Source organism: Klebsiella sp. Shm-1, from assembly GCF_040804525.1.
Classification (GTDB): domain Bacteria; phylum Pseudomonadota; class Gammaproteobacteria; order Enterobacterales; family Enterobacteriaceae; genus Klebsiella; species Klebsiella pneumoniae.
In genome coordinates, this window is the sequence record NZ_CP161823.1 from 4,066,492 (window position 1) to 4,089,045 (window position 22,554).

22 protein-coding genes are annotated in these 22,554 nt (G+C 60.5%); 8 read left to right on the forward strand and 14 right to left on the reverse strand.

Annotated features, from left to right (window positions below; genetic code table 11):
- Positions 1–39 precede the first annotated feature (39 nt).
- The 3 genes from iraP to AB1E37_RS20005 all read right to left on the reverse strand — a co-directional run bounded on the left by iraP (position 40) and on the right by AB1E37_RS20005 (position 2,652).
- Positions 40–300, reverse strand: a complete 261-nt coding sequence (iraP, locus tag AB1E37_RS19995) for an anti-adapter protein IraP (RefSeq protein WP_002890221.1) — start codon at positions 298–300, stop codon at positions 40–42.
- Between the two features lie 299 nt (positions 301–599).
- The gene (locus AB1E37_RS20000; protein ID WP_002890219.1) at positions 600–1,799 is read right to left on the reverse strand and encodes a multidrug efflux MFS transporter; all 1,200 of its coding nucleotides are present in this window, start codon (positions 1,797–1,799) and stop codon (positions 600–602) included.
- 169 nt (positions 1,800–1,968) lie between these two features.
- Complete coding sequence (locus AB1E37_RS20005; RefSeq protein WP_009307896.1) at positions 1,969–2,652, reverse strand: extensin family protein; 684 nt, start codon at positions 2,650–2,652, stop codon at positions 1,969–1,971.
- Positions 2,653–2,751: 99 nt separating this feature from the next.
- On the opposite strand from AB1E37_RS20005, the gene ddlA reads away from it, so the two are divergent.
- The gene (gene ddlA, locus AB1E37_RS20010; RefSeq protein ID WP_004151348.1) at positions 2,752–3,849 is read left to right on the forward strand and encodes a D-alanine--D-alanine ligase; all 1,098 of its coding nucleotides are present in this window, start codon (positions 2,752–2,754) and stop codon (positions 3,847–3,849) included.
- A gap of 32 nt (positions 3,850–3,881) precedes the next feature.
- Here the strand turns inward: ddlA and AB1E37_RS20015 are convergent, their stop codons facing one another.
- Positions 3,882–4,085 carry a DUF2754 family protein gene (locus AB1E37_RS20015; RefSeq protein ID WP_002890215.1) on the reverse strand — a complete coding sequence of 68 codons (204 nt, stop codon included), beginning with the start codon at positions 4,083–4,085 and terminating at the stop codon, positions 3,882–3,884.
- Positions 4,086–4,337: 252 nt separating this feature from the next.
- On the opposite strand from AB1E37_RS20015, the gene AB1E37_RS20020 reads away from it, so the two are divergent.
- A complete protein-coding gene (locus AB1E37_RS20020; protein ID WP_002890210.1) occupies positions 4,338–4,640 on the forward strand; it encodes a YaiY family protein in 303 nt (100 codons plus the stop codon).
- Here AB1E37_RS20020 and AB1E37_RS20025 read toward each other — a convergent pair.
- From AB1E37_RS20025 to AB1E37_RS20035, 3 genes are all read right to left on the reverse strand, one after another.
- Positions 4,637–5,743, reverse strand: a complete 1,107-nt coding sequence (locus AB1E37_RS20025; protein WP_004183146.1) for a DUF1615 domain-containing protein — start codon at positions 5,741–5,743, stop codon at positions 4,637–4,639. The genes AB1E37_RS20020 and AB1E37_RS20025 overlap by 4 nt on opposite strands.
- Positions 5,744–5,761: 18 nt before the next feature.
- Positions 5,762–6,982, reverse strand: coding sequence for a peptide antibiotic transporter SbmA (gene sbmA / locus AB1E37_RS20030; RefSeq protein WP_002890204.1), 1,221 nt, complete (start codon positions 6,980–6,982; stop codon positions 5,762–5,764).
- A 117-nt stretch (positions 6,983–7,099) separates the two neighbouring features.
- Positions 7,100–7,612, reverse strand: coding sequence for an isochorismatase family protein (locus AB1E37_RS20035; protein WP_004151349.1), 513 nt, complete (start codon positions 7,610–7,612; stop codon positions 7,100–7,102).
- Positions 7,613–7,830: 218 nt separating this feature from the next.
- Between AB1E37_RS20035 and ampH the strand changes: the two genes are divergently transcribed.
- From ampH to AB1E37_RS20050, 3 genes are all read left to right on the forward strand, one after another.
- Positions 7,831–8,991, forward strand: a complete 1,161-nt coding sequence (ampH, locus tag AB1E37_RS20040) for a D-alanyl-D-alanine-carboxypeptidase/endopeptidase AmpH (RefSeq protein ID WP_004147279.1) — start codon at positions 7,831–7,833, stop codon at positions 8,989–8,991.
- A 106-nt stretch (positions 8,992–9,097) separates the two neighbouring features.
- Positions 9,098–10,072 carry a porphobilinogen synthase gene (hemB, locus tag AB1E37_RS20045; protein WP_002890201.1) on the forward strand — a complete coding sequence of 325 codons (975 nt, stop codon included), beginning with the start codon at positions 9,098–9,100 and terminating at the stop codon, positions 10,070–10,072.
- A gap of 453 nt (positions 10,073–10,525) precedes the next feature.
- The gene (locus tag AB1E37_RS20050; RefSeq protein WP_020802619.1) at positions 10,526–12,244 is read left to right on the forward strand and encodes a lysophospholipid acyltransferase family protein; all 1,719 of its coding nucleotides are present in this window, start codon (positions 10,526–10,528) and stop codon (positions 12,242–12,244) included.
- 173 nt (positions 12,245–12,417) lie between these two features.
- Here the strand turns inward: AB1E37_RS20050 and tauD are convergent, their stop codons facing one another.
- From tauD to AB1E37_RS20085, 7 genes are all read right to left on the reverse strand, one after another.
- On the reverse strand, positions 12,418–13,269 hold the full coding sequence (gene tauD, locus AB1E37_RS20055; RefSeq protein WP_004147277.1) for a taurine dioxygenase: 852 nt from the start codon (positions 13,267–13,269) through the stop codon (positions 12,418–12,420).
- Positions 13,266–14,093 carry a taurine ABC transporter permease TauC gene (gene tauC, locus AB1E37_RS20060; protein WP_032447365.1) on the reverse strand — a complete coding sequence of 276 codons (828 nt, stop codon included), beginning with the start codon at positions 14,091–14,093 and terminating at the stop codon, positions 13,266–13,268. Before tauC ends, tauD begins: the two co-directional genes overlap by 4 nt.
- Positions 14,090–14,857 carry a taurine ABC transporter ATP-binding subunit gene (tauB, locus tag AB1E37_RS20065; protein ID WP_032447364.1) on the reverse strand — a complete coding sequence of 256 codons (768 nt, stop codon included), beginning with the start codon at positions 14,855–14,857 and terminating at the stop codon, positions 14,090–14,092. The genes tauC and tauB overlap by 4 nt, the downstream gene beginning before the upstream one ends.
- Before the next feature lie 11 nt (positions 14,858–14,868).
- A complete protein-coding gene (gene tauA / locus AB1E37_RS20070; RefSeq protein ID WP_032447362.1) occupies positions 14,869–15,831 on the reverse strand; it encodes a taurine ABC transporter substrate-binding protein in 963 nt (320 codons plus the stop codon).
- Between the two features lie 239 nt (positions 15,832–16,070).
- Complete coding sequence (gene mmuM / locus AB1E37_RS20075; protein WP_032447360.1) at positions 16,071–17,003, reverse strand: homocysteine S-methyltransferase; 933 nt, start codon at positions 17,001–17,003, stop codon at positions 16,071–16,073.
- Positions 16,990–18,399 carry an S-methylmethionine permease gene (mmuP, locus tag AB1E37_RS20080; RefSeq protein WP_032447359.1) on the reverse strand — a complete coding sequence of 470 codons (1,410 nt, stop codon included), beginning with the start codon at positions 18,397–18,399 and terminating at the stop codon, positions 16,990–16,992. Before mmuP ends, mmuM begins: the two co-directional genes overlap by 14 nt.
- Before the next feature lie 82 nt (positions 18,400–18,481).
- On the reverse strand, positions 18,482–18,610 hold the full coding sequence (locus AB1E37_RS20085) for a hypothetical protein (RefSeq protein ID WP_012737473.1): 129 nt from the start codon (positions 18,608–18,610) through the stop codon (positions 18,482–18,484).
- Positions 18,611–18,672: 62 nt separating this feature from the next.
- On the opposite strand from AB1E37_RS20085, the gene eat reads away from it, so the two are divergent.
- The 3 genes from eat to eutC are packed head-to-tail and all read left to right on the forward strand — an operon-like array spanning position 18,673 to position 22,223.
- Positions 18,673–20,052, forward strand: coding sequence for an ethanolamine permease (gene eat / locus AB1E37_RS20090; protein ID WP_004177284.1), 1,380 nt, complete (start codon positions 18,673–18,675; stop codon positions 20,050–20,052).
- A gap of 9 nt (positions 20,053–20,061) precedes the next feature.
- Positions 20,062–21,450: an ethanolamine ammonia-lyase subunit EutB gene (locus AB1E37_RS20095; protein WP_032447358.1), complete on the forward strand. Its 1,389-nt coding sequence runs from the start codon at positions 20,062–20,064 to the stop codon at positions 21,448–21,450.
- Complete coding sequence (gene eutC, locus AB1E37_RS20100) at positions 21,447–22,223, forward strand: ethanolamine ammonia-lyase subunit EutC (RefSeq protein ID WP_032447357.1); 777 nt, start codon at positions 21,447–21,449, stop codon at positions 22,221–22,223. Before AB1E37_RS20095 ends, eutC begins: the two co-directional genes overlap by 4 nt.
- The last annotated feature ends 331 nt before the right edge of the window (positions 22,224–22,554 follow it).

The following is a 22,554-nucleotide window of genomic DNA, read 5'->3' on the forward strand; positions in this document are numbered from 1 at the left end:
TGACAGAAAAATGACGGCATCCTTGTCGTGTCACAAAGACTAGCTACGAGGATGCCGCAACAGCTTCTTTAGATATTGCTGCAGCAGCATCGCATCATGGTCGTTGACCGGCGGACAGGGCGTCACCTGGTCAATCGCCTGTTCAATATCCTGAATCAATGCCTGCTGGGCATCATGCTCCATATGGCGCAATAATGCGGTGACCACGATCTCCAGCGCTTCAACCTGCACCGTCAGTTCCTTTGCTTCTTCTTCCTTTTGCGCCAGTTTAACCAGTAACTCAGCAATGAGATTCTTCATAGCACCAGTTCCTTATGCGAGGCCTGTTTTGATTGGGATGTCATACGCGATGACGGACCTCAGAATTACTTAAATTAAGAATCATCGCAACACCCAATATACAGCGAAACGTTTTACCACAATAAAATACCACTATAAATAGTATTGTTTAATCATGACCGGGGTTACTTATAACCAGATTGCCTGGAAAATAATAAAATGGAATAGCGTTCACGCCATGACGATAACAAAAAGTAATAGTAAATCCGCTGACGGCGAATAATGCTGACGGTATCGCAATAAATACCGTCAGCAGAGGTTCAGGCGTTAGCCCGGCGGGTTTGGCGCAGCATCCACGCCAGCTGCCAGAGGTTAATGAAAACGATAATGGCGGTGGCAATAAACACCCAGCGGAAGCCGGCCATGGCTGACACAGAGGCGCCAATTAGCGGCCCGGCGACGTTGCCCAGATACATAAACGACTGGTTATAGCCAAAGATACGCCCGGTGACGCTGTCGCTGCTGTACTTCAGCAATAAGGTCTGCACCGCCGGGAGCATCGCGCCATCGGCAAAGCCGAGCAGAAAACGCAGCGTACCCAATTGCAGCGGGGTGGTGACAAAGGACATGGCGAAGAACATCACCACCGCGCAGCAGAGCGTCGCCAGCAGGATCCGCGAGGTGCCGATGCGGTCGCCAAGCTTACCCAACCGTGGCGCAGAAATCAGTGCCGACACGCCGGGCACCGCGGCGATCATCCCGGCCAGAAAAGCGATATTGTTGCTGTCCGGCGCCATCGACTTAATAAACAGCGCCAGAATCGGGCCGATTGAGCCGTTGCACAATTGGATCACCAGGGTGGTGAAGAACAGGCTGATCACCAGCCCCGGATAGGGCAAAGAGGCAAAGACTTGTTTCCCGGTGAGACGCTCGCTTTTGCTGACCTGCGGGCGAACGCCCTCTTTAATCAGAAACAGGGTCACCAGAAAACTGATGGTCAGCAGGATCGCCGTAATAAAAAAGACCATCCGCAGCCCGACGTGGTCCGCCAGGAAACCGCCCAGCAGCGGACCGCCGATCACCCCGCTAATTTGCGCCGTTGACAGCGTGCTTAGCGCCCAGCCGCTGCGCTCGCGCGGCACCTGGGAGGCCACCAGCGCCATGGCGTTGGGAATATAACCGGAGGTTAAGCCCATGATCGCCCGCAGGATAAACAGCTGCCAGACGTTGGTGGCGAAAGCCTGCAGTAAAATGGCAATCGCCATCCCCAACGAGGCGCGCAGCAGCATGAGCTTGCGGCCTTTACGGTCCGCCAGGCTTCCCCACATTGGCGAGACGATCGCCGAGACAAGAAAAGTGACGCTGAAGGTCAGCCCCGACCACATCGATAGCGCTTCATGCGAGGTGACGCCGAGCTGGGAGACGTAGAGGGGTAAAAAGGGGAGAATTTGACTAATCGCCAGGCCGGTAAAAAAGCAACCAAACCAGACGGAGATGAGATTAACCTTCCAGGATTCCATAACTACGCGTATTCATTAATGATTTGCCAATTATTATCTAGCTTAGCAATTTCATCCCACTGGTGTACTACCATAGATGCGCTGGCGGTGAGTTTGGTGTTTTATGGCTGCGGATGAGAGCCTGACGAAGCATTTTCTGGTCATTTAGGCTGCTCATAGCGCTTTATGCTCAAAAGCAGAAGCCCTGCCCGCGCATGCCGAAATGATAATGGTTGGCGTGAGCCGCGTTGTACTCTGGCCCCAGCGCGTTACCGAAGTAATGGCAACTGCTGCTCAACAGCGCCGCCAGCCAGGGGCGCGAAGTCTCGCTCCGCCAGCCCTGCAGGACGCTAACGCGTCTACCGTCCGCCAGACGGAAACCGCTGACGTCCAGCGCGTCCGCCGTGGCGTGTTCACTGCGCCGCGCCTGTTGACGATGGTAAATATTGCGGCAGGCAAAGCTGCCGAGATGATCGATCTGACGCAGATCGCTCGCCATCAGCTGCCGGGTCAGCGGCTTCGCCTGCTGCTCGATGTACAGCGCACTGCTCAGCGCCAGCGGGCAACTGGCGAGAAAACTACTGCTCAGCTGCACCGAGCCAAAATTCGCCACCCGCACCACGTTACGCAGAGGGCAGCTTCCCTCGCTGTCGGCCACCGGCCGGCTGGCGATAAGCCGCCGGCGATTGGCTTCCGCCAGCAGGGAGGCGCACTGGTCTGCCGTCAGCCTGCGCAGCTTAAACGACGTCAGCCAGCCCGGGGGATCGTCCAGCGCCAGCGGCGCCAGCGGATTCAGGTGCGGCGGCAGATTGCGGTATCCCAACAGGCCCGCGCCGAGCAGCCCGGCCAGCACCAGCAGCGTCTTTCCTCTCACGCCCACTCCCGTCAATTGATCAGGTAAATATTATGGCAGCCAGGCAGCGGTTTCACATGGTATGTTATGCCCTTTGATGTTATCTGGATGGAAGTTGAAATGGCAAAGATGAGGGTTGGGATCGTTTTTGGCGGCAAGTCGGCGGAGCATGAAGTGTCGCTGCAGTCAGCGAAGAATATCGTGGAAGCGATTGATAAATCGCGCTTCGATGTGGTTCTGTTGGGTATTGATAAACAGGGGCTGTGGCATATCAACGACGCCGGCAACTACCTGCTCAACGCACAGGATCCTGCCCGCATTGCCCTGCGCCCTTCCACGGTGACTCTGGCGCAGATCCCGGGCCGCGAAGCGCAGCAGCTGATTAACGCCGAAAGCGGCCAACCGCTGGCGGCCATCGATGTGATTTTCCCGATCGTCCACGGCACGCTGGGTGAAGATGGCTCCCTGCAGGGGATGCTGCGCATGGCGAATCTGCCGTTCGTCGGCTCCGATGTGCTGGGCTCTGCGGCCTGTATGGACAAAGACGTGACCAAACGTCTGCTGCGCGACGCCGGGCTCGCCGTCGCCCCGTTTATCACACTCACCCGCGCCAACCGCGCGCAGTTCAGCTTTGCCGATGTCGAAGCGAAGCTTGGCCTGCCGCTGTTCGTTAAGCCGGCTAATCAGGGCTCGTCGGTTGGCGTCAGCAAAGTTAAAAACGAAGAGCAGTACCATCAGGCGGTGGCCCTGGCCTTCGAATTTGACCATAAAGTGGTGGTGGAGCAAGGCATTAAAGGGCGGGAAATTGAGTGTGCGGTGCTGGGTAACGACCACCCGCAGGCCAGCACCTGCGGTGAAATCGTCCTCAACAGCGAGTTTTACGCCTACGACACCAAGTATATCGACGATCAGGGCGCGCAGGTGGTAGTCCCGGCCGCTATCGCCCCTGAGATCAACGACAAAATTCGCGCTATCGCGGTGCAGGCCTACCAGACCCTGGGCTGCAGCGGCATGGCTCGTGTCGACGTGTTCCTCACCGCCGACAACGAGGTGGTGATCAACGAGATCAACACCCTGCCGGGCTTTACCAACATCAGCATGTATCCGAAGCTGTGGCAGGCCAGCGGTCTCGACTACACCAGCCTGATCACCCGCCTGATTGAGCTGGCGCTGGAGCGCCATGCCGCGGACCGGGCGCTGAAAACCTCCATGAACTAAAACGCGTTTTACCCCGCCTGGCAGCGGCGGCCTCAGGCCTCTTCTGCCGGGCGGCGGCGGATCACAAAGCCCGCAATCCAGAAGCTAATGACCCAGGTGATCAGACCGACGGCGTAGGATTGCCACCCCTGAGTTTCAAACCCCAGCAGCCCCACCACGCCATTAAGAATAAAAATCAACCCCAGCGCCACGGCGTAGTAGTGCCAATCGCGGCGAATTTTATCAGTGAGCTTCATGCGGCCTCCAACAGCAAAAAACGCATCTTCGCATAGCCGCCCGCGGCGGTCTGTAGCGATATGGAGAATGTTGCTGGATTGCGACGCCGCTCTCCCTTTTGTGCTCCTGTGGCGCAGTTAACACAACGGCGAAAACAGGATTATTCCTGGACGGCAATTACCAGCAATCTGATACTGATGATGGCCCCTGACTGCCAGAATACCTGACATAGAGCTGGAGAAAAAACCAGCAGCGCAGATGTGGGAGGGCCTATGGCTGAATTCAGTTTTTCAAAATCGCTTTTGGGAAATAAAAAAAGGGGCGCGCTGACCGGCAGCCATGTCGCCTACGGGCTGTTCGTGTTGATCTGCTGCTGGGCCGGCGCGCAGATGCTCAGCATGCTGATCCACGCCCCGGGGGTATTTGAACGCCTGATGCAAGCCCAGGACGCCAGCCGTCCGCAAGTCGACATCAGCCTCGCCGTGGGTACCCTCTTTGGTCTGATCCCTTTCCTGATCGGCTGCACGTTCATCGGGGTACTGGCGCTTATCGTGCGCTGGCGTCAGCGCCGTTAACGCCGCGCCATACAGTTTGCCCGCCGCTCATCAACCCGTTTCGCAAACCACGCCGTCGTCAGATTTCGGGTGATTTTTGGACTCTCCAGCTGGATCCCTGGCAACATCTCCCGCGGCAGGGTTTTGCCCGCCTTTTTCTCGGCGAGACGGAAAACCTGCTGATAGAGATCGGTCTTCTCAAACGCCAGGCTGTCGCCCTTTTTCAACTGACGATGGATCTCGCTGTCGCTCATCCCCAGCTGGCTCGCCAGGCGACGCACCGCCAGCTCGGTGCTGCCCGGCTCCTCGCTGTCGTAGCGGATAAGGTCGCCGTCGAGCGCCAGTTTTACCCCGCTGGCTTTCACCACCGCGTTCTGGAAGGCGGCGTTACGGCTGGCGTACCAGCCGGCGTTGAAGTCGGCAAAGCGGTACAATGGCGCACTATAACTGGCCGGATAGTTCAGCAGATGATAGGTGCCAAACCACAGGCCACCGCGCAGACTGAAGACCTCCTGGCGCACCGTGCCGTTCATTTTCCACGGGTAGCCGGAGGTGTGCTGCTCGGCAAAAGCAATGCTGACCTGCATCGGCCCCCCGGTGTGCACCGGGTTAAGGGAACCGAACAGCTTCTGCCCCATCGGCACCATCCCGATAAAGTCATCAAAAATGGCGCTCAACTGCTTTTCCGTCTTCACATTGTCCAGACGGTCGCTATAGCTTTTACCGTTTGGCGAGGTGATCTTCAGCGCGGTATGGACCAGAAACGGCGGAATGTGCATTTTTTCCGCCCGGCGGTCAATTTCCTGCCAGGCGATTTTATTCAGCCCCGGCACCACCGGATCGGACTGATAGTTAGACTCTTGCTGCGCGACCGCCAGCACCGAGCAGACGTTTTCTTCCGTCGGCGCCAGCTTCTGGCTGTCAAACGCGGTGGCGATGGCTTGCGCCCAAGCCTCCCGATCCTTGACGCTGGCCGGCATTTTCTGCCGCACCACCGACGCCACGTCAACAGGCTTCTCGCCCTCTTTCAGCGCCGGGGCCTGCTGGCTGGTACAGGCGCTCAGCGCCATGGCCGCCAGCAGCGTCAATGAAACGGGAATAATGCGCGATAAACGTGCGGCCATTATGCTTCCTTGTCTTGATTAACGTAATGTCGGGATCGCTTCCTGCAGCGGTTTGCCGTCCAGCTCGCGTTCAAAACTGCGCAGACGTTTGTAGATGGACATCAGTTCCACCAGCGTTGTCCACGAGCTGATCAGGTACTGGAACGAGCCGCGCACCTGGCCGAAGACGTTAGTAATTTGCGTCATCAGCCCGAGGGTAATCGTACCGGCAACGATCGACGGAAACAGCAGGAAAAGGCCGAAAACGTTATCCACCTGCAGATAGAGGATGCGGGCGATATTGAAATACATATAGTGGAAATAGAGACGGAAATAGTTGCGACGCACCGCGCGGAATAGCTCGCGCACCGTCGGCGGCGTGGCGCGAGTTTCATCGTCCTCGCCGTAAACCAGCTCTTTACGATAGGCCGCTTCCACGCGCTGGTTTTTAAACTCCAGGCCCGGCAGCTTAATCCCCACCACCGCCAGCAGGCCGGTACCCATCAGCGACCAGACGATAGCGGCAATCACCAGGCCATACGGCAGATGGCCGACGATAGGCAGGTCGGGAACATGTTCGGAGAGCGTCACCAGCACCGGCAGGAAGGCGATCAGGGTCATCACCGCGTTGATAAAGCTCACACCCATATCTTCGAGGGTGGAAGCAAAACGCATGGTATCTTCCTGCACACGCTGCGCGGCGCCTTCGATATGGCGCAGATGCTGCCAGTGGGCCATATAGTGCTCGTTCATCGCCGTGCGCCAGCGGAAGACGTAGTGGCTGACGAAGAAGTTATTCATCACGCCAATAATCACCGCGATGATCGCGATGCCGAGAAAGACGCCGATTTCCTGATAAAACTGGTTGATGCTGACCTTATGCGGGGTGGCCAGCGCGCTCTGGATCAGGTCGTAGAACGGCGCATACCAGGCGTTGATCGCCACCCCGACTTCCACCAGAAACCAGGTGACGAAGATGATGAGCGAGGTGCCGAGAATCGACCAGTACTGCCAGCGGTGCGGGCAGTAGACAAACCAGAACAGCGCGAACACGCCGACGCAAAACAGATAGTAAGCGTAGAACACCAGATAGTTGAGCGACCAGAAGCGCGCCGCGCTGATCGCCACATTTTGCGATGCCCCGGTGACCCGCAGCAGCCAGTCGCCGCCGCCCGCCTGCCAAAAGATCACGGCCAGCAACGACCAGATAAAGGCAGAAATAAAAAACGGCCCCGGTTTGGGGAAAAAAGATTTAAACATCATTGTCTCCTGCTAACTTCTTATCGTTCTGCTATTGCTGTGTACGACGCATACGTCGGCCGCCGCGCGGATGAGCCCTCGCGGGACAGACGAATGATAAGACCGGATATCAACAGCTTAGTTCTGCTGCCATGCGTGCAGAATTGTTTCTGTGGGTTTCACCTGTAAAGGATTGCCAGGAATGGTCAGCGTACGCCACACCTCATTGTAGTGGGCGATAAGCGTCGCGGCCTGCGCGGCGGGGCGGTCGGCGGTGGTGTGGGCATCTTCCGCGATAACAATAACGTACCCGCGGCTGGCGCCATTTTTAATGGTGGTATCGAGGCAGTAGTCGGTGGCGCAGCCGCAGATGACGAACTGCTGAATGTCGTGTTCGTCCAGCACCTGCGCCAGCGAGGTGTGATAGAAGGCATCGCAGGCGGTTTTGGTGACATACAGCGCGCCAGCCGGCTGCTCCAGCTCAGGAAGCAGGGCGAAGCCTTCGCTGCCGGCTTCGAGGCCGCCGGCTTCATCATGCTGAATGAAAATAACCTTGTCCGCCGCGCGCACCAGACGATTAATTTGCGCGACGCAGCGCTCGCGCGCCAGACGCGGCGTGGCGAACACGCCGTTTTGCATATCCACGACCATCACTACCCGTTGAGCCGTCATTGTTCTCTCCCACGAACCTTCAGCCAAACGGTCATCATACGCGCCGGCGAAAAAAGCCGGTATCCGAAAGCGTAAAAAAGTCTTTTTTACGCACCGTTACCTTTTTCCTGCAGGAATGTCGTGAATCCCGCTTTGTTCTGCGCCACTTCGTAGTATAAATACCCTCTTCTTTTTATTTATTTAATGGATGATCTCCGTTGAAACGTAGTTTGCTCATTTTTGCTGCGCTGTGCGCGGCGTCGTGGACCTCGGTGCAGGCCGCACAGCCTACCGTTGACCCGGTTTTCGCCTCGGATGTGGTCGATCGTTACGCCAATCATATCTACTACGGCAGCGGCGCCACCGGCATGGCGCTGGTGGTTATCGATGGCAATCAGCGTGTTTTTCGCAGCTTTGGCGAAACCCGCCCGGGGAATAATCAGCACCCGCAGCTCGACTCGGTGATCCGTATCGCCTCCCTCAGCAAACTGATGACCAGCGAGATGCTGGTGAAGCTGCTCGACCAGGGGGTGGTGAAACTCAACGATCCGCTGAGTAAATACGCCCCGCCGGGCGCCCGGGTGCCTGACTGGCAGGGAAAACCAATCACCCTGGTTAACCTCGCGACCCATACCAGCGCCCTGCCGCGCGAGCAGCCTGGTGGCGCCGCTCATCGTCCGGTGTTTGTCTGGCCGACCCGCCAGCAGCGCTGGAACTGGCTCTCTACCGCGACCCTGAAGACCGCGCCGGGGTCACAGGCGGCCTACTCCAACCTGGCCTTCGATTTACTGGCAGACGCGCTCGCCACCGCCGCCGGCAAACCGTATCCGCAGCTGTTTGAAGAGCAGATCACCCGGCCGCTGGGGATGAAGGACACCACCTTTACCCCGTCACCGGATCAGTGCCAGCGGCTGATGATCCCGGAAAAAGGCGCCAGCCCATGCAACAACACCCTGGCGGCGATCGGCAGCGGCGGAGTCTACTCGACGCCGGGGGATATGATGCGCTGGATGCAGCAGTTCCTGTCATCCGATTTCTATACCCGCAGCCAGCAGGCCGACCGGATGCAGACGCTGATTTATCAGCGTAACCAGCTGACCCGGGTGATTGGTATGGACGTGCCGGGCCGCGCCGACGCGCTGGGCCTCGGCTGGGTGTATATGAAGCCGAAGAACGGCCATCCGGGGATTATTCAGAAAACCGGCGGCGGCGGCGGGTTTATCACCTATATGGCGATGAATCCGCAGGCTAACGTTGGCGCCTTTGTGGTGGTAACCCGCTCGCCGTTAACCCGCTTCAACAATATGAGCGATGGCATCAACGACCTGGTCAGCGAGCTGAGCGGCGCACAGCCCAACATGCAGACGGCCAGCCAGTAAGCCCGGGGAAGGTTTCGCCGATGCGCCATAACGATCGTTTTGGCGAAACATCCCGCTGCCATTTCAGTTACACTATCGTCTTTCATTTCACAAAATCAGGCAAACCATGACAGATTTAATCACTCGCCCCCGCCGCCTGCGTCAATCCGCTGCGCTGCGCGCCCTGTTTGAAGAGACAACACTGAGTTTGAACGACCTGGTGTTGCCGATCTTTGTTGAAGAAGAAATTGATGATTACAAAGCGATAGAGGCCATGCCCGGCGTGATGCGCATTCCGGAAAAATATCTGGCGCGCGAGATCGAACGCATCGCCAACGCCGGGATCCGCTCGGTGATGACCTTTGGTATTTCTCATCACACCGATGCCACCGGCAGCGATACCTGGAATGAAAATGGTCTGGTGGCGCGTATGTCGCGGATTTGTAAGTCCACGGTGCCGGAGATGATCGTCATGTCCGATACCTGCTTCTGCGAATATACCTCCCACGGCCACTGCGGCGTGCTGTGCGACCACGGGGTGGATAACGACGCGACCCTGGAAAACCTCGGCAAACAGGCCGTTGTCGCCGCCGCCGCGGGGGCGGATTTCATCGCTCCTTCCGCCGCGATGGACGGACAGGTGCAGGCGATTCGCCGCTCGCTGGACGCCGCCGGCTTCACCAATACGGCGATCATGTCCTACTCGACCAAGTTCGCTTCTTCCTTCTACGGTCCGTTCCGCGAAGCGGCCGGTACCGCGCTGAAGGGCGATCGGAAAACCTATCAGATGAGCCCGATGAATCGCCGGGAGGCCATTCGCGAGTCGCTGCTCGATGAAGCCCAGGGCGCCGACTGCCTGATGGTGAAACCGGCTGGCGCCTACCTGGATATTCTGCGCGATATTCGCGAACGCAGCGATCTGCCGCTCGGCGCCTATCAGGTCAGCGGTGAGTACGCGATGATCAAATTTGCTGCCCAGGCGGGCGCTATCGATGAAGAGAAAGTGGTTCTGGAAAGCCTCGGCGCTATCAAACGCGCAGGCGCCGACCTGATCTTCAGCTATTTCGCCCTCGATCTGGCCGAGAAAAAGATCCTCCGTTAAACCCGCCCCTCCCCGGTGGCGCTGCGCTTACCGGGGCCCGCAGGCCTATCCCGCATGTAGGCCGGGTCAGGCGCAGCCGCCACCCGGCGCAAAAACGTCTCCCTACCCGTTGCCATTGCCCGGCGGCGCTGACGCTTGCGCGGGCCTACGAGCTTGCCGGGCCCGCAGTCCCATCCCGCATGTAGGCCGGGTCAGGCGCAGCCGCCACCCGGCGCAAAAACGTCTCCCTACCCGTTGCCATTGCCCGGCGGCGCTGGCGCTTGCGCGGGCCTACGAGATTGCCGGGCCCGCAGTCCCATCCCGCATGTAGGCCAGGTCAGGCGCAGCCGCCACCCGGCACAAAAACGGCTCCCTACCCGTCGTCTCCCCCGCTGCGACCGAAACTTCACCCAACTGTAATCTGAACGACATCTCCACCTTCTACTGTCTGGGCAGGACGGAGGAGGAGCCACTATGTTTAGTCTCGACAACGTACTCGATGACCTGTGGCCTCAGGCGAGGCCCGCCCCCTGGCAAAAGAAACTGTTAAAAAAGCTATTTTATGAGGAAGAGTTTCAACAATTTGCCGACCGTCACCGCCACCTGAAGGGGCTTGATACGGTCGAACAGGTGCTGGAATACCTCAATATCCGCTGCGCCATCCCGGCGCACGATCTCGAACAAATCCCCGAATATGGCCCGCTGGTCATTATCGCCAACCACCCCACCGGCACCCTCGACGGCCTGGCGCTCCTGTATGCGGTATCCCGCGTGCGCCGCGATGTCAAAGTGGTCACCAACCGCATGCTCACCCACCTTGAGCCCCTGAGTTCGCTGTTTATCCCGGTAGATAATATTCATGGCCGCACCGCTAAAGCGGCGCTGCAGCAGATGGACCAGCAGCTGCAGGCCGGTGGGGTGCTGATCTTCTTCCCGGCGGGGGAAGTCTCCCGCCTCACCCGTCGCGGCATCCGCGATAAAAAATGGCACTCCGGCTTTATTAAGCTGGCGGCAAAATATCGCGCCCCGCTGCTGCCGGCGTGGATTGACGCCCGCAACAGCGCCCTGTTTTACGCCAGTACGCTGGTCTCCGACAACCTGCCGCTGCTCCTGCTGATGCAGCAGATGTTTCGCCGGCGCAACAGCAGCCTGCCGGTGCGCATCGGCCAGCAGATCCCTTGGTCGAGCTGGTTCGATGCCCAGTCCAGCGCTCGCGAGCTTACCGGCCGCTGCTATCAGCACCTTGAACAGCTGCGCAAAGGGCTGCCGGGGCGGTTTAAAACCGAAAGCGCCATCGCCCGTCCGGAAGACCGGGCGCTGCTCAAACGCGAACTGCACAAGGCCGAATGCCTGGGCCGCACCGCCGATGGCAAAGTGATTTACCTCTGGCAGCGCAACGGCCAGGAGGACGCGCCGCTGCTGCGCGAGCTGGGACGTCTGCGGGAAATCGCCTTCCGCGCGGTCGGGGAAGGCAGCGGCAAACGGCGGGATATCGACGGGTATGACGACGACTATCTGCATCTGATCCTGTGGGATGAAGAAGACCTCGAGATCGTCGGCGCTTACCGCTTTATGCCGACGGCCATCCAGCTGGCAAAGCGCGGCCTGGAGGGGATCTACAGTTACAGTCTGTTCCATTACGACGGGCGGATGGACGATGTCCTGCAGCACGGCATTGAGCTGGGGCGCAGCTTTATCCAGCCGCGCTACTGGGGGCGTCGCGGGCTGGACTACCTGTGGTCCGGCATCGGCGCTTATCTGGCGCGCTATCCGCACTATCGCTATCTGTTTGGTCCGGTGTCGATTTCTGGCGGATTGCCGCCCGCCGCCCGCGATCTGCTGGTGGCGTTCTACCGGATGTGGTTCCCGGCGACGCATCCGCTGGCGGAGTCGCGTCGACCTTATCCGGCGTCGCTGCCCGACGTGCTGGCGCAGTTTGGCGGGGAGGATTACAACGACGACCTGGCCCGGCTGAAGTCCCTGCTCGGCAACCTCGGCTGCGCGATCCCCCCGCTGTATAAGCAGTACTCGGAAGTGTGCGAGCCGGGCGGCGTGCAGTTTATCGATTTCGGCAGCGACCCGGATTTCAACAACTGCGTGGATGGTCTGGTGCTGGTGGATCTCACCTACCTGAAGGCCAATCGCTACCAGCGCTATATTGGCGCGCATCTGGGTGCGCAAAAATCGGCATAAACGCTTTTCCCGGCTTGCGGCGCGTTGCGCCTTAGCCGGGCTATGGTTCACCGTTTCCGACGGTTCGGTAGTCCGGAAAAGGCGCGTCAGGCGACGCCTCCGGGAAGCAGCGGGCAATGCAGCATCCGCCTTTCTCCGCGGCTCGCGGCTGATGCCTTAACCGGCCACAAGCCTTACCCCGCCCGGTAATACGGCTTATCGCCGAGGATCGTCGCCCGGTGCATGATCCGCCGCTGCGGCAGATAGTCGGCGTTGGCGTAATGCTGGGTCACCCGGTTATCCCAGATAGCGACATCGTTCGGCTGCCAGCGCCAGCGCACCTGAAACTCCGGTTTAGTGACATGAGCAAACAGGAAGTTCAGCAGCGCTGCGCTCTCTTTCTCACTCACCTCGACAATTCGCGTGGTAAAGCCTTCATTAACGAACAGCGCCTGCTTGCCGGTCACCGGGTGGGTACGCACCACCGGGTGCAGCAGCGGCGGATGCTTCGCCACCGCTTCCTGCCAGCGCCGATGCTCGGCTTCAGTCTTGTTGTACTTATACTCCTGGAACGATTTGCGGAAATCGTGTTCGGCATGCAGGCCGCTCAGCAGCTGCCGGAAAGGTTCTGACAGCGCTTCCCAGGCGGCGATGCCGCTGGTCCACAGGGTGTCCCCACCGGTCGTCGGCAGCTCTTTCGCCGCCAGAATGGCGCCGGCGGGCGGCGTGTCGATAAAGGTGACATCGGTATGCCAGTTGTCATTATCCGGCGGATTATCGTTGTGGGTATCGAGGACGATAATCTCCTCCACGCCAGGGGCGTGAGGGTAGACCGGATGGATATGCAGGTCGCCAAACCGCAGCGCCAGGTCGCGCTGTTGCGCCGGGGTGATATTTTGCTCGCGCAGGAATACCACCTGATGACGCAGCACCGCGTGATACAGCTGTTCAAACTGGTTGTCGCTTAGCGGACGGGTTAAATCCGCCCCGCTCACCTGCGCGCCAATATACGGCCCCAGCGGGGTAATGCTCAGACGTTCACTCATTGTACTTCTCCATGCCAGGGCGTCAGGCGCCGCTGCAGCGCGCGCAGACCCAGTTCCAGTAAAAAGGCGATAATGGCAATCACCGCGATCCCCGCCAGCACCACATCGGTGGCGAGAAACTCGCCGGCAGACTGCACCATAAATCCTAATCCGCGGGTGGCGGCGATCAGCTCAGCTGCCACCAGCGTTGACCAGCCCACCCCGAGACCAATGCGCAGTCCGGTGAGGATCTCCGGCAGCGCGCCGGGCAGGATCACCAGCCACAGCACCTGCGCCCGGCTGGCGCCAAGCGAACGGGCAGCGCGAATCCGCACCTGCTGCGCGCTTTTTACCCCTGCCAGCGCCGACATGGCTACCGGCGCGAAAATCGCCAGGTAGATCAGCAGGATCTTCGAGGTTTCACCGATGCCAAACCAGATCACCATCAGCGGTAAGTAGGCCAGCGGCGGTACCGGACGATAGAGTTCGATCATCGGGTCGAGGATCCCGCGCACCGTCGAGTTGAGCCCCATGGCGATCCCCACCGGTACGCCAATAAGCACTGCCGCCAACAGGGCGATAACGATCCGCGTCAGGCTCGCCGCCAGGTGCTGCCAGAGCGTCGCATCCATAAAGCCCTGTGGCCCGGCGATGGTGATAAGCTTCTGCAGCACCTGGCCCGGCGGCGGCAGAAACAGCGGACTAATCAGCTGCAACGCCGCGACCGCCCACCAGACGGCCAGCAATACCGCCAGGGTCGCCACGCTGAGGGTGAGCTGGCGGGAGAGCGGCCAGCGCCACTTCAGCGTCGACTGACGCGGTTTGTCGTTCAGTACCACGCTCATGAGAAAGCCTCCCGTTGGTCAAACACCCGGCTCAGAATGTATTCCCGCTGTTCAATAAAGCGCGGGTCGGATTTGATGCTGCGGCAGGATTCGCCCGCGACAAAGCGACGGCTGAAATCAAGTCGCAGCCTCTCCACCACCCGTCCCGGCCCCGGCGACAGCAGCACCAGCTCGGTCGCCATGAAGATGGCCTCTTCAATATCATGGGTGATCAGCAGCACCTGTTTGCCGGTCTCATGCCACAGTTTCAGCAGCAGCGTCTGCATCTGCTCGCGGGTAAAGGCGTCAAGCGCGCCGAAGGGCTCGTCCAGCAGCAACAGCTGCGGATTCGCCGCCAGCGCCCGGGCGATGCCCACCCGCTGGCGTTGACCGCCGGACAGTTGCCAGATAAAGCGCTTTTCCGCCCCTTCGAGCCCCACCTTCTTCAGCATCTGCGCCGCCGCTTGCCGGCGCTGCGCTTTATCCACGCCCGCCAGCTGGAGGCCCAGCGCCACGTTATCCTGCACATTGCGCCACGGCAGCAGACCTTCATTCTGGAAGACCACCCCGCGCTCTGCGCCCGGCCCGGTCACCCGCTGACCTTCGAGGGTGATGCTGCCGTGCTGATAGGGCACGAATCCGGCAATCAGGTTCAGCAGGGTAGTTTTACCGCAGCCCGAAGGCCCCAGCACCACCAACAGCTCCCCACCCTCCAGCGTCAGGTTGATATCCGCCAGCGCCGGTTTACCGCCGTAGTCGGCGGAAAGATGCGAGATTTGCAGCATCGCCGCCTCCTTTACTTCACAAAGCGGTCAGTAACGTACTGACGATAATCGGTTCCCGCCGCAGGCACTTTGCCCTGCTCTTTCAGGAAGCGCGCGGTATCGACGATGGCCTGATTGACCGGCCCGTTCAGCGCCTGCGCCTGCTCAGCGGCGGTGAGATAGGTATTGCCCTTCACCAGCCCGGGGACATCGGCTTCCGGCACGCCGCTCAGGCGCGCCAGCTTGCTGATGTTGTCCGGCTGTTTCAGCCATGCATCCGGGTTGGCGATGTAGGGCTGCTGGGCGTCGATGGCGCTTTTAGCAAACGCTTTGACGATCTCCGGATGCTGCTCGGCGAAGTCCTTACGGACCACCCAGACGTCAAGGGTCGGTGCGCCCCACTCCCCAACCTGAGAAGAATCGGTCAGCACCTTGCCCTCCTTTTCCAGTTCGTTAACCGCTGGCGCCCAGACGTAAGCGCCATCGATATCCCCGCGCTGCCAGGCGGCGATAATCGCCGGCGGCTGCAGGTTAATAATCTGTACCTGGCCCGGCTTGATGCCCCAGTGTTTGAGCGCCGACAGCAGGCTGTAGTGGGTGGTGGAGATAAACGGCACGGCGATGCGCTTGCCGATCAGATCTTCCGGTTTGGTAATGCTTTTCTTCACCACCAGCGCTTCGGAGTTGCCGAGCTTTGAGGCAAGCAGGAACACTTCAATCGGCACCTGCTGGCTGGCGGCCACCGCCAGCGGGCTGGAGCCAATATTACCGATCTGCACATCGCCGGAGGCCAGGGCGCGTACCACGCTGGCGCCGCTGTCAAATTTCCGCCAGTCGACGGTCGCCCCGCTGGTTTTGGCGAAGGTGTTGTCCGCCTGGGCGACTTTCGCCGGCTCAGCGGAGGTTTGATACGCCACGGTAACGTTGACCGCCTGCGCCTGGAAGGCGGCGACAGCCAGCGCCGCCAGAAGAGTAATTCGCGATGTGAATGCCATAATGTCTGCTTCCCCTGAGTTGTTATAGGTGCAGTATTTCCGGCATCAGGATGGAGATGAAGTAATTAAAAATTCTGGCTAATAGCGAATCGTTTTTAGAACAAAAGCGGGAAAGGATAGTTGGTTTTGTGCGGTGAGTTAGTGGCAGATGGTTGGCGCCGGGCGGCGGCTACGCCTTACCCAGCATCCGGTTCGCGCAATATGTAGGCCGGGTAAGCGCAGCGCCACCCGGCAAAAATTTAGCGCTTCGCGTTAAGCGCGGCGATGTCCTTCGGCGTGGTGCGGCAGCAGCCGCCGATCAGCTTCGCCCCGGCCGCCAGCCACTGCGGCAGATAATCCGCCAGGCTGGCGCAGGCTTCGCCATGATGGTGCCAGGTCTTGCTCACCGCATCATAATGTTCGCCGGAGTTAGGATAGACCACCAGCGGCAGGGCCGTCAGGCTGTGCAAATGCGCCAGCGCCGCGGGCGTATTTTCCAGCGCGATACAGTTGATCCCCACCGCCACCACCTGCGGGTTATCCGCCAGGGCGGCCATCACCTCGCGCAGCGGCGTGCCGTCGCTGAGATGTTCGGCGTCGCGCAGCGTGAAGGAGTACCAGGCACGGGCGCGGGGATACTCCTGCAGCAGGGCCGCCAGGGCCTGGATCTCAGCGAATGACGGCAGGGTTTCACAGGCCAGCAGGTCGGCGCCGGCATCCAGCAGCGCTTCGACGCGCGGGCGGTGGAAGGCCTGGAACTCTGCCGCGCTGCGCTGATAATCGCCGCGATACTCCGAGCCGTCGGCGAGAAACGCGCCATACGGCCCCACCGAACCGGCCACCAGCAGCGTACCGGCCTGCGGGTTCTCGGCGAGGTACGCCTCGCGCGCTTTGCGCGCCAGCTCGACGCTTTTGCCGATTAGCGCCCGGGACTGCGCCTCATCCAGCCCGCGCGCGGCAAAGCCCTCCGGAGTGGCCTGATAGCTGGCGGTGATCGCCACCTGCGCCCCGGCGCGAAAGTAGTCGAGATGCACATCGCGGATCAGCTGCGGGTTCTCTAGCAGCACTTTCGCCGACCACAGGCTGTCGGCCAGATCGCAGCCGCGGGCCTCCAGCTCGGTGGCCATGGCGCCGTCCAGCAGCACGAAAGGCTGGGCGGCAAGCAGGGCGGTAAACGGATTAGTCTGCGACATGTTGGGGCTCCTGAGTCATATTCCGTGAACGAGTAAGATACCAGGCACCATAGCACAGGGCCACAAAGGGGATCCCGCACCACAGCGCAATTCTCTGGCTCGGGTCAAAAGCGAGGCCCACGCAGGCCACCAGGCACAGCACAAAGCCCAGAACAGGCACTACCGGATACCAGGGAGCGCGATACTGCAGATCGTTCAGCGCCTTACCCTGCTGCAGATGGCGGCGGCGGAACATAAAGTGCGAGGCGCAGATGCTCAACCACACCGCCACCACCGCAAAACCGGAGATCGCCGACAGCGCGACAAACACCGTATCTGGCGCCACCACGCTGGAGAACAGCGCCAGCACGCCGCCCAGCATACTCACCGACAGGGCGGTCACCGGCACGCCCCGTTTATTGACTTTGGCAAAGCAGGCCGGCAGCGTCTTCTCGTTCGACAGCGACCACAGCATCCGCCCGGAAGCGTACAGGCCGGAGTTAGCCGCCGACAGGATCGCCGTCAGGATCACGAAGTTGAACATGTCCGCCGCATAAGGGATGCCCACCTTCTCAAACACCAGCACGAAGGGGCTTTTCTCCACTCCCGCCTGCTGCATCGGGATCAGCGCCGCCAGCACAAACACGGTGCCGATAAAGAAAATAATCAGCCGGGCGATGGTGGTGCGGATGGCAACCGGAACAACCTTATGCGGGTTTTCCGTCTCTCCGGCGGCAATGCCGATAAGCTCCGTCCCGGAGAAGGCGAAGTTCACCGCCACCATGGTCATCAGGATCGGCAGGCCGCCGTGCGGGAACCAGCCTTCGGCGGTGATATTGCGCAGGCCCGGCGCCGGGGAGCCATCCTGCATCGGAATGATGCCGAAAATGGCCGCGCCGCCGAGAATAATAAACGCGACGATGGTGATCACTTTCACCAGCGAGAACCAGAACTCGCCTTCGGCGAAGAAGCGCGTCGAAATGATGTTAAGGCCGAAGATCACTGCGCAGAACACCACGCACCAGATCCAGACCGGCACCTGCGGGAACCAGTACTGCATGCAGAATCCCGCCGCGGTGAAGCTCGACCCCAGCGCCACCGTCCACGTTAGCCAGTAGAGCCACGCCACGGTATAGCCCGTCGCCGGGCCAAGATAGCGCGCCGCGTAAACGTGGAAGGCGCCGGTCTCTGGCATCGCCACCGACAGTTCGCCAAGGCACTGCATCACCAGCCAGACCACCAGGGCGCCAATCAGATACGCCAGCAGCGTCCCGGCCGCGCCGGTGGTGGAGATGATATAGCCGGTATTGAAGAATAAGCCGGTGCCAATCACGCCGCCGAGCGACAGCATGATCAGATGGCGCGTTTTCATGGTGCGCTTCAGCTGCCCACCTTGTTGTTGTGTTGTGCTTTGCATTTTATTTTCTCACGCCAGCCCGCTTGCCCGGGTCATGATGCGTATAAACGTATAGACATCTAAACATCCAAAAGAAGAAGTGTTATACCGTGCCGCCGCTGAAAAAGCAAAGCCGCTGCACCAGGGCGCGCGCCGACAGCGTGCAGCCTGCCCCATTTTTGCGCAGCGCCAGCGGGCGCGCCACGGACTGACGCCTTATCGCGGCAGACAACGTTCTGGCACTCTCTTTGCAGCCTGTCGTTCAGCACCTTTCTATCTGGCGAGGCAATACGTATGACAGAGCACACCACCACCTTAAAAAGAACGCTCGGCAGTTTTCGTTTATGGGGGATCGCCGTCGGACTGGTGATATCCGGGGAGTACTTCGGCTGGAGCTACGGCTGGTCGCAGGCGGGCACGATGGGGTTTATGGTCGTCGCCCTGGCGGTCGCCGCCATGTACTGCGCCTTTATTTTCAGCTTTACCGAGCTGACCACCGCCATCCCGCACGCTGGCGGCCCTTTCGCCTACGCCTACCGCGCCTTCGGGCCCACCGGCGGCTTTATCGCTGGTTTTGCTACCCTGATTGAATTCGTCTTCGCCCCGCCGGCCATCGCCATGGCCATCGGGGCCTACCTCAACGTGCAGTTTCCGGCGCTGGATCCGAAATGGGTCGCCTGCGGCGCCTACGTGATCTTTATGACGCTCAATATTCTCGGCGTCGGCATTGCCGCCACTTTCGAGCTGATCGTCACTCTGCTGGCCATCTTCGAGCTGCTGGTGTTCATGGGCGTGGTCGCCCCCGGCTTCTCCTGGAGCCACTTCACCACTAACGGCTGGGCGGGCGCGGACAGCTTCAGCGGCCTGGCGCTGCCGGGGATGTTCGCCGCCATTCCGTTCGCCATCTGGTTCTTCCTCGCCATTGAGGGGGCCTCCATGGCGGCCGAAGAGGCCAAAGATCCGCAGCGCACCATTCCCCGCGCCCTGGGCGGCGGCATTCTGACGCTGACGGTGCTGGCGATCGGCGTGATGGTCTTCGCCGGCGGCGTCGGCGACTGGCGCGCGCTGTCCAATATTAACGATCCGCTGCCCCAGGCGATGAAGACGGTCGTGGGCAACGGCAGCGGCTGGCTGCATATGCTGGTGTGGCTGGGGCTGTTTGGCCTCGTCGCCTCCTTCCACGGCATCATTATGGGCTACTCGCGGCAGATCTACTCCCTCGCCCGCGCCGGCTATCTGCCCGCCGGGCTGGCCTCCCTCAACCGCCGCACGCGCACCCCGCATCTGGCAATCCTCGCCGGGGGCGTGGTGGGGATCGCCGCGATCTTCTCCGACTCGCTGATCACCATCAGCGGCATGCCGCTGACCGCCTGCATCGTCACCATGTCGGTATTTGGGGCTATTGTTATGTATATCACTTCCATGGCGGCGCTGTTCAAACTGCGCCGTAGCGAGCCGAAGCTGATCCGTCCGTTCCGCGCCCCGCTCTACCCGCTGGCGCCGGCCTTTGCCCTCGGCATGGCGGTGCTCTGCCTGGTGGCGATGGTCTGGTATAACCTGCTGTTGGCGCTGATTTTCGCGGCGATGATGCTCGGCGGCTACCTGTGGTTCCGCAAAACCGCAGCGGCCCGTGAACGGGCGCCAGTGGATCCTCAACTGCGCACGGTCTCCTGAGGAGGCGGCATGTATAAAACCACGCTATCGGGCCAGGTATGGCGCTTTGATAGTCTGAAAACGTTGATGGCGAAAGCGTCGCCGGCCCGCTCCGGCGACGCCCTCGCAGGGATTATCGCCACCTCAGCCGAAGAGCGGATGGCGGCGAAAATGGCCCTCGCCGAGGTGCCGCTGACCGACATTCTCGACAACCCGCTTATCCCTTACGAGCAGGACGAAGTGACTCGCCTGATCCTCGACACCCATGATGCGCAGGGCTTTGCCGCCCTGCGTCACCTGACGGTCGGCGATTTTCGCGACTGGCTGCTGGATTATGCTACCGATACCGCCACGCTGCAGCGGGTCGCCCGCGCCATCACCCCGGAGATGGCGGCGGCGGTCAGTAAGCTGATGCGCAATCAGGATCTGATCCTTGCCGCCAGCAAATGCCAGGTGGTGACGCGCTTTCGCAACACCATCGGCCTGCCCGGCCACCTCAGCGTACGCCTGCAGCCCAACCATCCTACCGACGACCTGAAAGGCATCGCCGCCAGTATGCTCGACGGGCTGCTGTACGGCGCCGGGGACGCGGTGATTGGCATCAACCCGGCCAGCGACAGCTTACCGGTGCTGGCGCAGCTGAACACCATGCTGGACGATATTATTCAGCGCTTCGCCATCCCTACCCAGTCCTGCATTCTGACCCATGTGACCAATACGCTACAGCTGATTGAGCGCGGCGCGCCGGTGGATCTGGTGTTCCAGTCGGTGGCCGGTACCGAAGCGGCCAACAGCGGCTTCGGCATCAATCTTGCCATGCTGCAGGAGGCCCGCGAGGCGGCCCTGAGCCTCAGGCGCGGTACCCTCGGCAGCAATGTGATGTATTTTGAGACCGGCCAGGGAAGCTGCCTGTCGGCCAACGCCCACCACGGCGTCGATCAGCAAACCTGTGAGGCGCGGGCCTACGCCGTCGCCCGCCACTTTGAACCGCTACTGGTCAATACCGTGGTCGGTTTTATCGGTCCGGAGTATCTCTACGACGGCAAGCAGATTATTCGCGCCGGGCTGGAGGATCATTTCTGCGGCAAGCTGATGGGCCTGCCGATCGGCTGCGACGTCTGCTATACCAACCACGCGGAAGCGGATCAGGATGATATGGACACCCTGCTGACCTTGCTGTGCGCTGCCGGGCTCACCTTCCTGATCGGCGTGCCCGGAGCGGACGATATCATGCTCAATTACCAGAGCACCTCGTTCCATGACGCGCTGTACGCCCGTCGTCTGCTGGGCTTAAAGCATGCCCCGGAGTTCGCCGACTGGCTGGCGAAGATGCAGATTATCGATCCGCACGGCGCGCTGCGGCTCACCGACGCCCGCCATCCGCTGCTGTCCGTCCTGCCGCAAGGAGCCTCCGTATGAACCGTCCCGATGCCTGGAACCCGCTGCGTGAATTTACCGATGCGCGGATCGCCCTGGGGCGCAGCGGCGCCAGTCTGCCGACCCGCGAAGTCCTCAACTTTGGTCTGGCCCATGCCAGAGCGCGGGATGCCATTCATCAGCCGTTCGCCAGCCAACAATTGGTGGCGCCGCTGGCGGCGCTCGGCCTCGAGGCCCTGACGGTGCACAGCGCCGCGCCGGACCGTCATACCTATCTGCGGCGCCCGGATCTCGGGCGGCGGCTCGCCGACGGGAGTCGCGCCGACCTCGCCGCCAGCGGCGTCCGCCCCGCCGACCTGCTGCTGGTGATCGGCGACGGCCTCTCTTCCTGGGCGGTAGAGCGCCAGGCGGTGCCGTTGATCCGCGCCCTGCTGCCCTATCTGCAGACGCTGGGTATCGGCCTGGCGCCGGTGGTGCTGGCGCATCAGTCGCGGGTAGCGCTGGGAGATGATATTGGCGAAACCCTGAAAGCCCGCGCGGTGGCGATCCTGATTGGCGAACGACCGGGTCTCTCCTCGCCGGACAGCCTCGGCGTCTACCTCACCTGGCAGCCTCATCGTCAGCGCCTGGAGTCTGAGCGCAACTGTATCTCCAATATTCGGCCGGAGGGATTAAGCCATGACGCCGCCGCCTTTAAACTGGCCTGGCTGCTGGAGCAGGCTTTTTTGCGTCGGCTTACCGGGGTGGGTCTGAAAGATGAAAGCGATAATCCGGCGCTGCATGGTAAAATAAAACCGTTGCCCCCTTTAAAATAATAAGTCACGCGAGCAGCAGAATAGATTTTTAATATTATCTTGTGCACCTGACTTTTATATTCCGCCGCGTGCTGAAATTGCCCGGCGGCGCTTCGCTGGAACGGGTCTATGGAAGCCGTGCCAGCGGTTTATATGGCGTATTTTTCAGGCCGGGTAAGGCGCCAGTCGCCCCCCGGCAAAATGCTTTCACCGTACCAAAAACCGTGTTGTCGCCAGCCTTATGCCCTTCCCTGCAGGTAATAAGAATATTGCATGAGTAAAAACGAAACGGACGTTGTAAGGTAAATCAGCGCATTAAAAATACCCGTCATACTTCAAGTTGCATGTGCGT